We start from the raw sequence: 15,158 nt of genomic DNA, 5'->3' as shown, positions 1-15,158 counted from the left end.
GGGGATGGGGAATCGCGATCACCCGCATGCCGGCCGCCGCCGCCGACCGCAGCCCGTTGCTGGAATCCTCCACCGCCGCACACCGAGCCGGGTTCGTCCCGAGTCGCTCGGCCACCGTCAGGTAGATGTCGGGGGCCGGCTTCCCACGTGCCACACCTTCGGTGGACAGCGCCACGGTGAACACGTCTCCCAGCGCGGCGGCGTCGAGCACGACGTCGATCAGCGCCTGCGGGGACGAGCTGGCCAGTCCGAGCGGCCACCGCGCCGCCATCGCGCGCACCGCCTCGACCGCACCCGGAATCAGCGGCAGCCGGTCGGCGTAGCGGGCACCCATACGATCGATGACCAGCGCCGCCACCTCGTCGGGCGGCAGGTCGACACCGAGGTCGTCGCTGAGATACCTCGCCCACTCCGGGGTGCTCATGCCCATCAACCGGCTCTGCGCGTCGTCCGTCCAGCGTCCACCGTGCTCGGCCACGACCTGCCGTCGTACCTGCTCCCACAGCGGTTCGGAGTCGACCAGCACCCCGTCGAGGTCGAACACCACCGCTTCCACACCACCGTTGTCGGACACAGGCCCAGTCTCGGCCACACCCGCCCGTCGGCAGGACACCGACACGCAGCCGATCGACGGCCGGACCCGGCGCCACGCGGCGGGTAGGTGGCCCGCGATCCCCCGAACCCGCCGAGTGCCGGACACCCGAGGTATTGCGCGCGCAGAATCGGATCCGACATGAAGTCGCGGCAGGAGGAGCCCGGTGGACATCGGAGTGGTATTCCAGTGCAATCCGCCGGCGGCGCGGGTCGTGGAGCTGGCCCGGCAGGCGGAGACGCACGGCTTCTCCCACGTCTGGACGTTCGACTCGCACCTGCTGTGGCAGGAGCCGTACGTCGTCCACAGCATGATCCTCGCCGCGACGCGCACCGTCATGGTGGGGCCGATGGTGACGAATCCGGCCACCCGCGACTGGACGGTCACGGCCTCGACCTTCGCCACGCTCAACGGCATGTTCGGCAACCGCACCGTCTGTGGAATCGGTCGGGGCGATTCGGCGGTGCGCACCCTCGGCGGTGCACCGGCGACGCTGGCGACGCTCCGCGACGCGATCGAAGTCATCCGCGAGCTCGGCAACGGCCGCGAGGCCCGCGTGCGGGACACGACGGTGCGCTTCCCGTGGGCAGAGACGTCGTCACTCGAGGTGTGGGTGGCCGGGTACGGTCCGAAGGCGCTCGATCTGATCGGCCGGGTGGCCGACGGATTCATCCTGCAACTCGCGGATCCGGAGATCGCGAAGTGGACGATCACGCGGGTCCGCGCGGCCGCCGAGGCGGCCGGTCGCGACCCGGCGGCGGTGACGATCTGCGCGGCGGCACCCGCATATGTGACGGACGGATCCGGCACGGCCCTGACACATGCCCGCGAGCAGTGCCGCTGGTTCGGTGGGATGGTCGGAAATCACGCCGCGGACCTCGTGGCCCGGTACGGCACCGACAGCGACGTGCCGGTGGCACTCACCCGCTACGTCGCCGGGCGTCCCGGGTACGACTACAACCAGCACGGCCGCGCCGGGAACCCGCACGCGGAGTTTGTGCCCGACGAGATCGTCGACCGCTTCTGCATCGTCGGCGCCGCGGAGGAGCATCTGAACCGGCTGAGGGAACTCGAGGAGATCGGGGTGGACCAGTTCGCCGTGTACCTGCAGCACGACGCGAAGACGTCGACCCTCGAGGCGTACGGGGAGACCGTGATCCCTGGGCTCGCGCCGCGGCCGGCCGCGACGACCGCCGAGCCGGCCGGCGTGTCCCGGCCGGCGAGCGAATGAATCGTTCGCCCGGGTAGCCGACACATCCGCCCGCTGCGACCGTCGCTCGGCTTCTGCGGATCGCGCGATCGGCGCCGCACCGGCGCGTATCGTTCTCCGATGTATGCACGTGCTCGTCGTGAGGGGGACGACCGTGAGCGAAACCGTAGGGCTGGTGGTATCCGGCGCGGGCGCCCGAGGGGCGTACGAGGCCGGAGCGATCGCATCGCTGCTGCCCCACCTGCCGCGGTCGGAGCGCCCTCCGATTCTGGTGGGAACCAGCGCCGGCGCGCTGAACGTCGTCGGACTGGCCGCCTTCGCCGGGGACGGGTACAAGTCCGCCACCCACAAGATCGTGAGCCTGTGGTCGACGGTGGGACTGGACGACGTCTTCGGGCCCGTCGGCACGCTGGTCGGCACCGGCCTGCGTTACCTCGGTCAGGCCGCCGGTCTGGACGTCACGCTGCCGAGCCTTCTCGACACCGAGCGCATGCACGACATGCTGGAATCACTCATCTGCTGGGAGGACCTGCACGCCAACATCCGCAGCGGGGCCATCGGGGCGGTCGCGGTGACGGCGACCTCGGTCGCCACCCGCGGCACCGTGGTCTTCGTCGAGAAGCACTCGTCGGTGCCGCTGCCCGACTACGACGAACATCGCAACATCAGCTACGTCGAGACGGAGCTGTCCGTCGAGCACGTATTGGCATCGGCGGCGGTGCCGGTGCTGTTCCGGCCCGTCCGGGTCACCGAACCGGCGGCGTGGGCGGGCTGGTACGTCGACGGCGGTCTGCAGCTCAACACCCCGCTGAAGCCGGCCCTCGCCCTCGGCGCGGACACCCTCGGAGTCGTCGCGACCCAGCCGCGGCACTGGATCGAACAGCCTGCCGCCGACCTCGCGCCCGGCGACGACGAACCGCCCGACGTGTTCGGCGCCGCCGCACTGGTCCTGCGCGCCGTCCTCTCGGACCGCATGATCGAAGACCTGCACCAGCTCGAGGTCCGCAACGACCGGCTGATGCGCATTCGTGCAGCCGGAGTGGACAGCGCGGAGGTGACCTCGGATCGGGAGATCGGGGTGCGGTTCGCGGGCCCGTCGCTCGAGCAGGTATACGACCTCGGCCGACTCGCCTACGCCGTGTACAACGAGAAGGGCACGGGGGTGGGCGGTCTGCGCCATCCCTGGCTGTCGGTGCTGGGCCGACTCGTGGGAGGAACCCGCGAGGACCACGGCGACCTGCTGAGCTTTCTGCTCTTCGACCCGGACTTCACCTCCGCCGCAGCCGAACTCGGGCTCGAGGCCACGCACGAACAGCCGCCGTCCGAGCGAATGTATCGCTCATCTCGGTAGTCCGACGGAACGATACATTCGCTCGGCGCGCGCGACGGGTGGCGGGGCGCGCGGCCGTGACGACGCGCGGGTGAAGTAGCGCGCGCCGTCGCCGCATCAGGTTCCCGGCTTCGCCGTCAGCAGCACCTTGAGGGCACCGGTCTCGGCGGCCCGGCCGAACACGTCGTAGGCCTCCTCGAACTCGTCGAGGGCGAACCGGTGGGTGATCATCGGCGAGGTGTCGAGCTTGCCGCTGCGGACCAGGCCGATCAGCGTCGGGGTCGAATGCGTGTCGACGAGCCCGGTGGTGATGGTGAGGTCCTTGATCCAGATGCTCTCGAGGTGCAGGGTGGCCGGCGCGCCGTGGACGCCGATGTTGGCGACATGGCCGCCCGGCCGCACCAGTTCGACGGCCTGCTCGAACGTCGCCGGCACTCCGACGGCCTCCATGGTGACGTCGGCGCCGAGGCCGCCGGTGAGGTCGCGCACCACCGCAGCGACGTCGTCGCGCCCGCCGTTGACCACGACGTCGGCGCCGAACGCCTTGGCCGCCTCGAGGCGGCTGTCGGCGAGGTCGACCGCGACGACGTGACTCGGACTGAAAAGCCGGGTCGCGAGGATCGCGGCGAGACCGATCGGCCCGGCGCCGACGATGACGACGACGTCGGCGGGCCGCACGCAACCGTTGAGCACGCCGACCTCGTAGGAGGTGGGCAGGATGTCGGCGAGCATGAGCATCTGCTCGTCGCTCACGCCCTCGGGTACGCGGTGGGTGGAGTTGTCGGCGAACGGAACTCGCACGAGTTCGGCCTGGGTGCCGTCGATGAGGTGGCCGAGGATCCAGCCTCCGCCGCCGAGGCACTGGCCGTAGCGGCCCTCGCGGCAGAAGCGGCAGCGGCCGCACGAGGTGATGCACGAGACGAGCACCCGGTCCCCGGGCGCGAGGTTCTGCACGCCCGGCCCGACCTCGACGACGGTGCCGACGGCCTCGTGCCCGAGGATGCGCCCGTCGGTCACCTCGGGGACGTCGCCGCCGAGGATGTGCAGGTCGGTGCCGCAGATGGTGACCGCGTCGACGCGGACGATCGCGTCGGTGGGGTCCTGGATTCGGGGATCGGGGACGTCCTCCCAGGAACGCTTTCCCGGACCGTGGAACACCAGTGCCTTCATTGCTTCGGGCCTTTCGCCGATCGGTGTCTGCCGGGTTCAGCGTCTCACCCGTAACGCCTTCGGGAAATGGCCATTGGGCCTCGAATCGGGCGGGTGGAGGTCACACCGAGGCGATCAGTGGCCGGAGACAATCGTGAGCCGGTCGGAGTCCGCCGCCTCGACCAGCGCGTCGGGGGCGGCGTACCCGTCGACCTCGACGACGGGTGCCCGGTCGACGGCGGCGCGGACGACGTCGCCGTCGGACATGAAGACGATCAGGCCCTGCCCCGCGGCGTCGGGAAGGTTCTCCCACACGGTGCCCCTCAGGCCGAGGTCGCGGTTGATCGAGCTCATCAGCAGGGGCAGCGAGAAGCAGTACATGCGGTCCCACGATCCCGGCGACAGACCGGCGTCCTCGGCGACGGAGGCGAGGGTGCGGGGTTCGCCGGTCAGCAGGACCGTGTCGAACTCCGCCTCGAGGATCGGATCGTCCTGCACCCGGACCGTGTCCGCGGACCCGCCGCAACCGGCGACGGCGAGCACCGTCGCCACCAAGAGCATCCCCGACCTCCGGGCCGTGCACGTCGGCACCGTGGATCTCGGCACCGTGCATCTCGGCACACTGCGCAGCACCCGTTCACCCCCAGTCGATTTCGCTCGAGAACGCGTGAAAGCTACAGCACCGCCCGCACGGGAAGCAGCGGCGTCGGGCGACGTCGGAATCACCGAGGAACTGCGCTGTGACGGCTGACAATCGGCGCGGGCGGTCTCACTCCCGCGCGGTGAGCTCCGCGATGTCGCCCCTCAGCTCCGACCGGAGCGAACCCATCAACTCTGCGGCGATCCCGAACTGGTCGCCGACGAAGTGGGTGTTGTCGGCGGACAGCTCCCGCGCTCCCGATCGGCCGATGAGGGAGTCGATCCGCTCGTCGAGGCTCGCGGTGCGTGCCTCGACCTCGGCGGTGCGCAGCTGGACCTCGGCGACGGTGAGCAGCTCGCCGATGCGCGCCAGTGCCGCCACCCGGTCGAGAAGCTGGTCCCACACCGGTGCGAGCGCGGCGATCCGCGCGTCGAGGGCCGCGCGAGCGGACGGCGCCGCGCGCCGGGCGTCGGCGAGTTCGGCGAGCAGGCCCCGCAGCGTGACGGTATCTACGGCGATCTGCGTCAGCTCGTCGGCGAGATCGAGCTGGGACCGCTGCACCGCGAGGTGTTCCGACCGCCACGCCGTGGAGCCTTCGATCCGGTCGTAGAGGGTGCCGGCGAGGAAGAGCAGGGTGTCGTACCGGTCGACGAAGTGATCGTCGCCGTCGGGCACCTGCCGGCCGAGGGCGTCGGCGGCGCGACGCCCCGCTGCGGCCGCCGCGGTGCCGTCGGACCAGCGCGTCACCCGGTCCACGGCGACGCCGAGCACGGCGCCGCGCACCTGATCGGTCGTTCTCTCGGGGATGGGCGCGGGCGTGCGCTGCAGCGCCGCGAACAGGGCGTCGCGCTGGTGCGGGTCGAGGTGCACGCCGTCGCGCCGTTCCCGCCGCACGGCCCGCACGCCCTGCGCGTAGTGCCGGCCGGACACGGTGACCGCGTAGTGGGCGTTGCGCAGCCGCTTGGCCAGCTCCCCCGCCCGGTACTCGAACACCAGCCGGGCGGCGCCGGGGCGCAGGTCCGTGGCCCGCGCCGTGAGGCGGGCGTGCTCGTCCGTGAGATGGCGCAACGCGCCGAACCCGCCGAGGGTGGGCAGGCCGCGGCCGATCCGGCGGCGCCGGGCCAGGATGTCGCGGGTCTCGTCGTCGAGACGGCCGGCGGCCAGGCAGAGCGCGGCGGCGTCCGACAGCGGGGCGTGCCGGCCGTCGAGCCGGTGCTGCTCACACCAGCGGCGCACCTGCGCGGCCATCCGCACGCGGCGCTGCTCGGCCGGTTCGAACCCGACCGGGAACTGCGGGTCGTCGGACATCGGGACCTCCTCGTGGCGTCCGGACCCTTCCACTGTTCCAGAAATCCCGGGACGGCGACGGGAGCGCCGGTCAGGCGAGGAACTCGGTGACGGCGTCGACCGCGGCGCGCTGGGCCCGGCCCTGCCCGGCCGGGGTGCCGCCGAAGGCGATGCCACTGCTCCACTGGGCGTCGCCGGGGAACATGCCGAGGCGGATCAGGTGGCCGGCGCCGTCGACGGACAGGTGCCTGTCGCGACCGTCGCGGCGGCGGCCGAGCAGCGCGCCCGCCATGTCGGTGGACGGCCACAGCTGGTCGTCGGTGCCGGTGATGCACAGGATCGGGGCGTCGACCTTCTCGGACCGCAGGTGGGCGGGGTCGGGTGCGTCGTGCAGGCCCGCGCGGTAGGCGTCGGACAGGCGCAGCAGCGACGGTCGGTGCCGGGCGACGTCGCGGCCGGCACGCCAGGCGTTGCGGATCATCTGCGGCATCAGCGCGGAGCTGGGCAGCGGGGCCCAGGGCTGGGGCTCGCCGCTCCGGGTCCACGACGGGGTGTCCGGGATCTCCCCGTCCGGCCCGAGTCCCTGCCACGATACGGAGCTGGGGCTGACGAGCACCAGCGCCCGCAGCGACGCGCCGTCGGCCGCGACGGCGGCGAGAAGACCTTCGGCGCCCCGGGAAATGCCCATGGCGGCAACGCTGTCGGTGTCGATCTCGGGCAGGGCGGCGAGATGGCGCAGCGCGCCGGTGAAGCGCTCGAGCGGAACGGCGGCGACCTCGGCGTTCTCGTCGAGCCACGAGTAGGCGAGGGCGACATGGCCGTGGGAGGCGAGGGCGGCGATGGTGGCGCGCTGGGAATCGACGCCGCCCTCGGATCCACCGACGCACAGCACCGCCGGCCATCCACGCGGCGGAGCCGGGCCGTCCGGGCGGGCGAGCAGACCCGGCCGTCCGGCGACGTCGAGATCCTCGACGGTCACGCCGGGCGCGGCGTCGGTGCGGATCACCGTGCGCCGCGTGGTGTGGGGACCGTCGGTGACGGTGAGCGTGACCGGCCACCGGCCGGGCGGGGGGACGAACAGGTCGGGTACGCGGTCGGGCTCGTCGAACCGCATGTCCCACAACGGTTCGTCGACGACGTCGACGCTGCCGTCGTAGCTGCGGTGGGACCGCCAGCGGGCGCCGAACATGTCGGCGCCCTCGGCGGTGACGGTGATCGTCGCGTCCGGCCGCGATCCGGCGAGGGTGAGGCGGAACGGCTCGTCGTGCCGCGACTGGCGCGGCACGACGAGGTGGACCCGGGGCGAGTCGAGGTCCGGGGGTGGTGCGGCCGGGGACGCGGGCTCGGGGCTCGGGTTGGCGGTGGCGGCGAGCGCGGACTTCGTGTCGAACCACTTGGGGAACAGGGCCGAAACCAGCCCGGCGGCGCCCAGGACGACGAAGGGGACGACCCAGTAGCCGACGACGGACAGCGCGTCGGTCTCGTCGCGGACGGTGGCGGAACCGTCGACGATCGGCGGGATCAGCGAGGACACGGTCATCACGGCGAACGCGGCGGCCCACATCCACGTCATCGCGGTGGTGACGTACCGGAAGCCGCTCGACGCGGCGGTCGCGGGATCGACTGTCTCGACGGCGTATTCACGCACGAACGGCCGCCCGGTGAGGATGCCGCCGAGGACGACGAGCAGCAGCCCGAGATTGCCGAGCGGCTGCAGCCAGCGTTCGAGGACGTCGTCGTCGAGCGTGAGCGCGGCGATCAGCAGCAGCGCGAAGACGACGACGGTGCCGACGTCGAGGGAGCGCCACGGCTTTCCGCGCACTCGCTGTACGAGGGGGCCGGCGGCGGCGAGCGCGAGGGCGGCGGCCACGGCGGTGACGAACCCGGTGTTGCCGACGAGGATCCAGTACACGATCCACGGCGCGAATCCGACGACGAGGGACATTCGCGGATTGTCTCCTGCCGCCTGGAGGTGTGGGGGTGCTTCCGCGATACGCCTCAGGAGTTCACGGGAACGAAGATCACCGTTCGCACTTCCTCCACGGGGGTGCCCGGCGGGCTCCAGTACTCCTCCCACGCGGTGCTCAGGTCGAGGTCGTGACCCTCGCGGGCGGCCCAGGCGGCGAGGGCCTCGTAGGTGTGCTCGAGCGTGTCGTAGGGACCGAGGTGGGTTTCGGTCGCGACCTCGCCGGCGGGCAGGTCGATCGGGACCACGTGGCCGTCGCCGTCGATCGGGGTGGCGACCTCGAAGCCGGCGGCGCCGTCGAAGCCCTCCTTGGTGAAGTTGCGGTAGTACGCGACGGCCGGGCCGGCCGGCGACGTACCCGCGCCGGCCAGGTACTGCTCGACGGCGCCGTACGCTTCGCCGAGGTGCTCGCCGATGTGCGCCACGTCGGTGCTGAATTCCACGGCGGCCAGATGCCTGGCCGATGCGTTCACGATCTCCGGCATGCGTCCTCCCCTGTCGAAGCCTGGGGCCACGATAGGCGATTCACACTGCCGGTTCGTGAACTTCCGGAGACATCGGGTGAGTGGGGGGTGCAGGGGTTGCCGGCGGCCGAATGTCACATCCGGTCGATGCGATCGAATCGATGTGACATTCGGCCCGCACACACGAGCACTCCGACGTCCGTGACAATCGTCACAACACCGGCCGGACCGCAGCGACCCTCGCCGCGGCGGCGCGGCGGGTCCTGCAGCCGGCGGCCCGTGTCCGCTTCGACCCGTTCGCGGCGTCGATACCGGTCCGATGCTGGACAATTCACGTAGTCGACGACGCTCGCGGGTCCGGCATCGCGCCGTGCGAAAGACCAACGGGCCGAATGTTACTGCCCGGTGTTACCCGGCGGTATTACCGGCCCCGCCGGGCCCGAGCCCCGGCACCGGCCCACATTTCAATCGTAATCGCCTGTCCGCCAGCAGTTCCCGCTTGCGAGCCGGAGAGGAACCGTCGAACCCCGCCCCGCCGAGCGCAAAACGTGACAAACCCTCATGTTTCCTTCATGCTGTTAGCGGAAGGATCGTCCCCACCGGGGGGCACTCGGCCGTCGACGACGACGGTCCGCGGGACGAGGCCGACCGCCTGTCCGCCGACACCCAGGCATCCGCCGGGCCAGTCGGTGCACACGTCCGCACGCATACGCCGACACGAGGAGCCGACCGATACATGTTCTTGCTCGCGTTATCAACCCGTGACGCGGGCCTCGGCATCGGTTAACTTTTTTCACTCACTGGCGAGAAGCTTCGACGAGCGTCGCACGAGCGCGCACAAACCTGGAGAACGGTGGCAACGAGTATGTTCAAACGGATCGCGGTGGTCAACCGAGGTGAGGCTGCAGTACGCCTCATCAGAGCAGTCCGGGAGCTCAACTCCGAGCACGGCTACGACATCAAGACGATCGCCCTGCACACGGAGGCCGAGCGGCGGGCCATGTTCGTCCGCCAGGCCGACGAGGGCGTCACCCTGCGGCCGTCCACCACGGCCGCCACCTCCTACCTCGACCACGCCGAACTCGAGCGCGCCCTCCTCGAAGCGAAGGCCGACGCCGTGTGGGTCGGCTGGGGCTTCGTAGCCGAGGATCCCGCGTTCGCGGAGGTCTGCGCCCGCCTGAACATCACCTTCATCGGCCCGTCGGCCGAGGCCATGCGCCTGCTCGGCGACAAGGTCGAGGCCAAGCTGCTCGCCGAGAAGGTCGGCGTGCCCGTCGCCCCGTGGTCGGGCGGACCGGTCGAGACCCGCGCCGACGCGCGCCGGCATGCCCAGGCCATCGGCTACCCGCTGATCATCAAGGCCCGCTCCGGCGGCGGCGGCCGCGGCATCCGCAAGGTGTACTCCGAGGACGAGCTCGAGCTCGCCCTCGAGCGCACCCAGGGCGAGGCCGAGCGTTCGTTCGGCGATCCCGTGGTGTTCATCGAGCGTCTCGTCACCGACGCCCGCCACGTCGAGGTCCAGGTCATCGCCGACGCCCACGGCAACGTCTGGGCGCCGGGCGTGCGCGACTGCTCCATCCAGCGCAAGAACCAGAAGGTCATCGAGGAGTCGTCCTCGCCGCTGCTGACCAAGGAGCAGGCCGACCACCTGCGCGCGGTCTCCGCGGACCTCGTGCGCGCCGCCGGGTACTGCGGCGCCGGCACCGTCGAGTACCTGTACCAGCCGGACCTGAAGATCTTCACCTTCCTCGAGGTCAACACCCGCCTGCAGGTCGAGCACCCCATCACCGAGGCCACCACCGGCATCGACCTGGTCAAGCTGCAGATCCGGGTGGCCTCCGGCGAGACGCTGCCCGGCGACTGCCCGCCCGAGTTCGGTCACGCCGTCGAGGCCCGGCTCAACGCCGAGGACGCCGACAACGGCTTCGCCCCCGCCCCCGGCTCCGTGCAGCTGCTCAAGTTCCCGCTCGGGTCCGGCCTGCGCGTCGACACCGGCATCGCCCAGGGCGACGTCATCCCGCCGGACTACGACTCGATGGTCGCCAAGATCATCGCGTGGGGCCGCGACCGCGACGAGGCCCTGGCCCGCCTGCGCACCGCCCTGCGCGAGACCACCGTCGTCCTCGAGGGCGGCACCACCACCAAGTCGTTCCTGCTCGACCTGCTCGACCGCGAGGAGGTCGTCTCGGCGTCGGCCGACACCGGCTGGCTCGACCGCACCGGCGCCGGCACCGCCACCGGCCCGTCCCGGGTGGCCGACATCGCGCTGATCGCCACGGCCGTCGACGTCTACGACGCCGAGGAGAGCCACGAGCGCGCCGCGTTCCTCACCTCCGCCCGCGGCGGCCGTCCCCGCGCCGGGCACTCGGTGGGCCGCAAGGTCGAGCTGAGCTACCAGGGCCAGGCCTACGAGCTGCACGTCGGACAGGTCGGGCCGCACCGCTACCGCATCGACGCCGGCAGCGGCGAACTCGAGGTGGACGTCGACCGGCTCGGGCAGTTCGAGTCCCGGCTCGTCCTCGCCGGCCGCCGCCACCACATCGTCTCGATCGCCGGCGCCACCGGCTTCCTCGTCGAGGTCGACGGCATCAGCCACCAGATCAGCCAGGACGAGGCCGGCGTCGTGCGCACCCCCGCGCCCGCCGTCGTCGTCGCGGTGCCCGTCGCCCCCGGCGACGAGGTCGAGGCCGGCCAGACGCTCGTGGTGCTCGAATCCATGAAGATGGAGACCGCGGTGCGCGCGCCCTTCGCCGGCCGCGTCCGCGAGGTCCTCGCCGTGGTCAACTCGCAGGTCGACGCCGGCGCACCGCTGCTGCGTGTCGATCGGATCGCCGAGGAGACCGTCACCGAGACGGTCGAGCGCGTGCAGTTCCCCGCCCCCGCTGCCGTCGTGACCGGCGACGCCGCCGCCGACGCGCTGGCCCGGCTCGACGCCCTCGAGGCGCTCGTCACCGGCTACGACGTCTCCGGCAAGCGGACCGCGACGCTGCTCGCCGAGTACGACCGCCTGCGCGGCGAGGCCGCCGGGAACTGCGACCTGGTGCGCGCCGAGCTGGCGCTGCTCACCACGTTCGCCGACGTGTGCGAGCTCTCGCGCAACCGCCCGACGCAGGCCGAGGAGTCCAGCGACGAGCGCGTGCACAGCCCCCGCGAGCACTTCCACGGCTACCTGCAGTCCCTCGACGTCGAGGTCGGCGGCCTGCCCGAGAGCTTCCGGGCGCGGCTGGCGCAGGCGTTGCGGCACTACGACGTCACCGAGCTGGACCGCACTCCCGAGCTCGAGGAGGCCGTCTACCGGCTGTTCCTCGCGCAGCAGCGCATCGAGACGCAGGTTCCGGTGGTCTCGGCACTGCTCGAGCGGTGGCTCGCGGAGACCGAGGGACCGGCCGGCATCTCGCAGGAGCTCAACGAGGTCCTCGACCGGCTCATCGTCGCCACCCAGGTGCGCTACCCGGTGATCGGCGACGCGGCCCGCAACCTGCGCTACCGCCTCTTCGAGGAGCCGGTGATCCGCAAGGTCCGCGAGCAGGTGTACGACGGGGTGCGCGGCAGCCTCGCCCACCTCGCCGACCACCCCGGCGCCGCGGACTACGCGCAGCGCGTCGAGGCCCTCGTGGCCACGCCCGAGCCGCTGATCGACCTGCTCGCCCAGCAGATCGCCCGACCGGAGACCGTTCCGGGCCCGCTGCTCGAGGTCATCACCCGCCGCGCCTACAAGATCCGCACGCTCGAGCAGGTGCAGTCCGACGTGCGCGGCGGCCGGCAGTTCGTCACCGGCAACTTCGATCTGCGCGGCACCCGGCTGTACCTGATCTCCACCGAGGCCCGGCACGGCGAGCTCGAGGCGGCGCTGGACACCGTCGAGGAGTCGGCGCGCACCCTGCCCGGCACCGAGAACCTGGTGATCGACCTGTACCTCGCGTGGGACGACGCCCCCGCCGACGCCGACGCGCAGGCCGAGGCACTGCGCGCGGTGCTGGCCGGCCGTGCGGTCACCGCCGCAGCCCGCCGGGTCACGGTGACGGTGTGCCACACCGACCGCGCCGAGGAGCACGTCTTCACGTTCCGCCCGTTCGAGACCGGGTACGCGGAGGAAGCCAACATCCGCGACATGCACCCGCTCACCGGCCAGCGCCTGGATCTGTGGCGGCTGAAGAACTTCGTCGGCACCCGCCTGCCGGCGAACCCGGACTCGTACCTGTATCACATTGCGGCGAACGAGAATCCGTCCGACGAGCGGCTGATCGCCCTCGCCGAGGTGCGGGACCTGACCCCCCAGCGCGACGAGACCGGCACGATCGTGGGCCTGCCCGCGTTCGAGCGGGCCCTGTCGAGCTGCCTCGACGCGATCCGCCGGTCGCAGGCCGGCCGCGGCAAGCGCCGCCTCGACGCGAACCGCGTGGTGCTGTTCGTGTGGCCCGAGGTGGATCTGAGCATCGACGACCTGAAGCGGGTCAGCCGTGGGGCGGCCCCGCTCACCGTCGGTGCCGGCCTCGAGGAGATCACCGTCATCGGCTGGTGGCGGGAGACCGCGGAGGCCGAGCCCCGCGAGGTGGCGCTGCGGTTCTCCTACCGCTCCGGCGCCGGCGTGGTCGTGCGCGTGACCGATCCGCCGAAGGAGCCGCTGCAGCCGCTCGACGAGTACACCCAGAAGGTCCAGCGCTCCCGCGCCCGCGGCACCGTGTACCCGTACGAGCTGATCCCGCTGCTCACCGGCAGCGAGGGCAGCTTCGTCGAGTACGACCTCGACGGTTCCGGTGCTGTGGTGCCGGTGCAGCGCCCGTACGGCCGGAACAAGGCCGGCCTGGTGGTCGGGCTCGTCACCACCCCGACGCCGCGGTACCCCGAGGGCATGACCCGCGTGGCGCTGTTCGGTGATCCGACGAAGGCGCTCGGCACCGTCGCGGAGGCCGAGTGCGCCCGCGTCGTCGCCGCGATCGATCTGGCCGAGCAGCTCGGCGTCCCGGTCGAGTGGTTCGCGCTGTCCTCCGGTGCCACCATCTCGATGGAGTCCGGCACCGAGAACATGGACTGGGTCTCGCGGGCCCTGCGCCGCATCATCACCTTCACGCAGGCCGGCGGCGAGATCAACGTCGTGGTCACCGGCATCAACGTCGGCGCCCAGCCGTACTGGAACGCCGAGGCGACGATGCTCATGCACACCAAGGGCATCCTGGTGATGACCCCGGACAGCGCAATGGTGCTGACCGGCAAGCAGTCCCTGGACTACTCCGGTGGTGTGTCGGCCGAGGACAACTTCGGCATCGGCGGCTACGACCGCGTCATGGGCCCCAACGGTCAGGCGCAGTACTGGGCGCCGAACCTGTCGGCCGCGGTCGAGGTGCTCTTCGGGCACTACGACCACGCCTACCTCGCCCCGGGCGAGCGGTTCCCCCGCAAGGCCGAGACCGTCGACCCGATCGAGCGCGACGTGCGGGTGTACCCGCACGTGCACCCGTCGAGCGACTTCACCACGGTCGGTGACATCTTCTCCGCGGAGACCAACCCGGACCGCAAGAAGCCGTTCGACATCCGCACGGTGATGCGCGCGGTGGTCGACCAGGACCACCCGGTGCTCGAGCGGTGGGCGGACATGGCCGACGCCGACACCTCGGTGGTGTTCGACGCCCACCTCGGCGGCAACGCGGTCACGGTGATCGGCATCGAGTCCCGCGCCATCGCCCGCAAGGGCTGGTTCCCCACCGACGGGCCGGACCAGTGGACCTCGGGCACGCTGTTCCCGAAGTCGTCGAAGAAGACGGCGCGGGCGATCAACGCGGCCAGCGGCAACCGCCCCGTGGTGGTGCTGGCGAACCTGTCCGGGTTCGACGGCTCGCCCGAGTCGCTGCGCAACCTGCAGCTCGAGAACGGCGCCGAGATCGGCCGGGCGATCGTCAACTTCGACGGCCCGATCGTCTTCGTCGTGGTCTCCCGCTACCACGGTGGTGCCTTCGTGGTGTTCTCCGGCGCGCTGAACGAGAACATGGAGGTGCTCGCGGTCGAGGGCTCGTTCGCCTCCGTGCTCGGCGGCGCACCCGCCGCCGCGGTGGTGTTCACCCGCGACGTCAATGCGCGCACGGCGGCGGATCCGCGGATCACCGAACTCGAGGCGCAGCTCGCCGCGGCCGAGGACGGGGAGAAGGCCCGCCTGCGGGTCGAGCTGGCGACGCAGCGCACCGCGGTGCGCTCGGAGAAGCTCGGCGAGGTGGCTGGGGAGTTCGAGGCCATCCACAACATCCAGCGCGCCCAGCAGGTCGGCTCCGTGCACTCGATCATCCCCGCGGCAGGGCTGCGGCCGGAGATCGTCGCCGCCGTCGAGCGAGGCATGGCGAAGGTGCTCGCGCAGTAACCGCACGATCCCCGAAGGGCCCCGCACCGGTTCGCCGGTGCGGGGCCCTTTCTCGTGCCCTCACGAGTCCGTCACCGCCTCGGGCGGTGTTCCGGGTACTTTCCCGCCGTCGCGGCGGTCGCACATCGCCCTGAGGCCGCTGAGTGAGGCGACCGACCCGCGCGCGCCACC

General features: G+C 71.7%; 9 protein-coding genes. 3 read left to right on the top strand and 6 right to left on the bottom strand.

Going from position 1 to position 15,158, the window contains the following annotated elements; translation table 11 throughout:
- Positions 1 to 574 (bottom strand): HAD family phosphatase (locus G6038_RS03820; RefSeq protein WP_165035994.1); only part of this gene is annotated, 574 nt, incomplete at its 3' end.
- A 184-nt stretch (positions 575 to 758) separates the two neighbouring features.
- Here G6038_RS03820 and G6038_RS03815 point away from each other — a divergent pair.
- Both G6038_RS03815 and G6038_RS03810 read left to right on the top strand, forming a co-directional pair.
- Positions 759 to 1,823 carry a TIGR03842 family LLM class F420-dependent oxidoreductase gene (locus G6038_RS03815; protein WP_165035993.1) on the top strand — a complete coding sequence of 355 codons (1,065 nt, stop codon included), beginning with the start codon at positions 759 to 761 and terminating at the stop codon, positions 1,821 to 1,823.
- A gap of 154 nt (positions 1,824 to 1,977) precedes the next feature.
- The gene (locus G6038_RS03810; RefSeq protein WP_346772736.1) at positions 1,978 to 3,153 is read left to right on the top strand and encodes a patatin-like phospholipase family protein; all 1,176 of its coding nucleotides are present in this window, start codon (positions 1,978 to 1,980) and stop codon (positions 3,151 to 3,153) included.
- A 96-nt stretch (positions 3,154 to 3,249) separates the two neighbouring features.
- Here G6038_RS03810 and G6038_RS03805 read toward each other — a convergent pair whose 3' ends face one another.
- The 5 genes from G6038_RS03805 to G6038_RS03785 form a co-directional block, all read right to left on the bottom strand.
- Positions 3,250 to 4,302 carry a zinc-dependent alcohol dehydrogenase family protein gene (locus G6038_RS03805; RefSeq protein WP_165035991.1) on the bottom strand — a complete coding sequence of 351 codons (1,053 nt, stop codon included), beginning with the start codon at positions 4,300 to 4,302 and terminating at the stop codon, positions 3,250 to 3,252.
- Positions 4,303 to 4,416: 114 nt separating this feature from the next.
- Positions 4,417 to 4,842 (bottom strand): hypothetical protein, encoded by a 426-nt coding sequence (locus G6038_RS03800; protein WP_165035990.1) that lies wholly within the window; start codon positions 4,840 to 4,842, stop codon positions 4,417 to 4,419.
- Between the two features lie 208 nt (positions 4,843 to 5,050).
- Positions 5,051 to 6,229: a hypothetical protein gene (locus tag G6038_RS03795; RefSeq protein WP_165035989.1), complete on the bottom strand. Its 1,179-nt coding sequence runs from the start codon at positions 6,227 to 6,229 to the stop codon at positions 5,051 to 5,053.
- Positions 6,230 to 6,299: 70 nt separating this feature from the next.
- Positions 6,300 to 8,153: an acyl-CoA thioester hydrolase/BAAT C-terminal domain-containing protein gene (locus tag G6038_RS03790; protein ID WP_165035988.1), complete on the bottom strand. Its 1,854-nt coding sequence runs from the start codon at positions 8,151 to 8,153 to the stop codon at positions 6,300 to 6,302.
- A 53-nt stretch (positions 8,154 to 8,206) separates the two neighbouring features.
- A complete protein-coding gene (locus G6038_RS03785; protein WP_165035987.1) occupies positions 8,207 to 8,659 on the bottom strand; it encodes a GyrI-like domain-containing protein in 453 nt (150 codons plus the stop codon).
- An 844-nt stretch (positions 8,660 to 9,503) separates the two neighbouring features.
- Here G6038_RS03785 and G6038_RS03780 point away from each other — a divergent pair.
- Entirely contained in the window at positions 9,504 to 14,987 is a 5,484-nt protein-coding gene (locus G6038_RS03780) for a biotin carboxylase N-terminal domain-containing protein (RefSeq protein WP_165036003.1), read from the top strand.
- Positions 14,988 to 15,158 lie beyond the last annotated feature (171 nt).

Source organism: Rhodococcus sp. 14C212 (assembly GCF_011058195.1).
Taxonomy (GTDB): domain Bacteria; phylum Actinomycetota; class Actinomycetes; order Mycobacteriales; family Mycobacteriaceae; genus Rhodococcus; species Rhodococcus aetherivorans.
The sequence above is the reverse complement of the archived record's forward strand: the minus strand, read 5'-3'. Positions and strand labels throughout refer to the sequence as shown.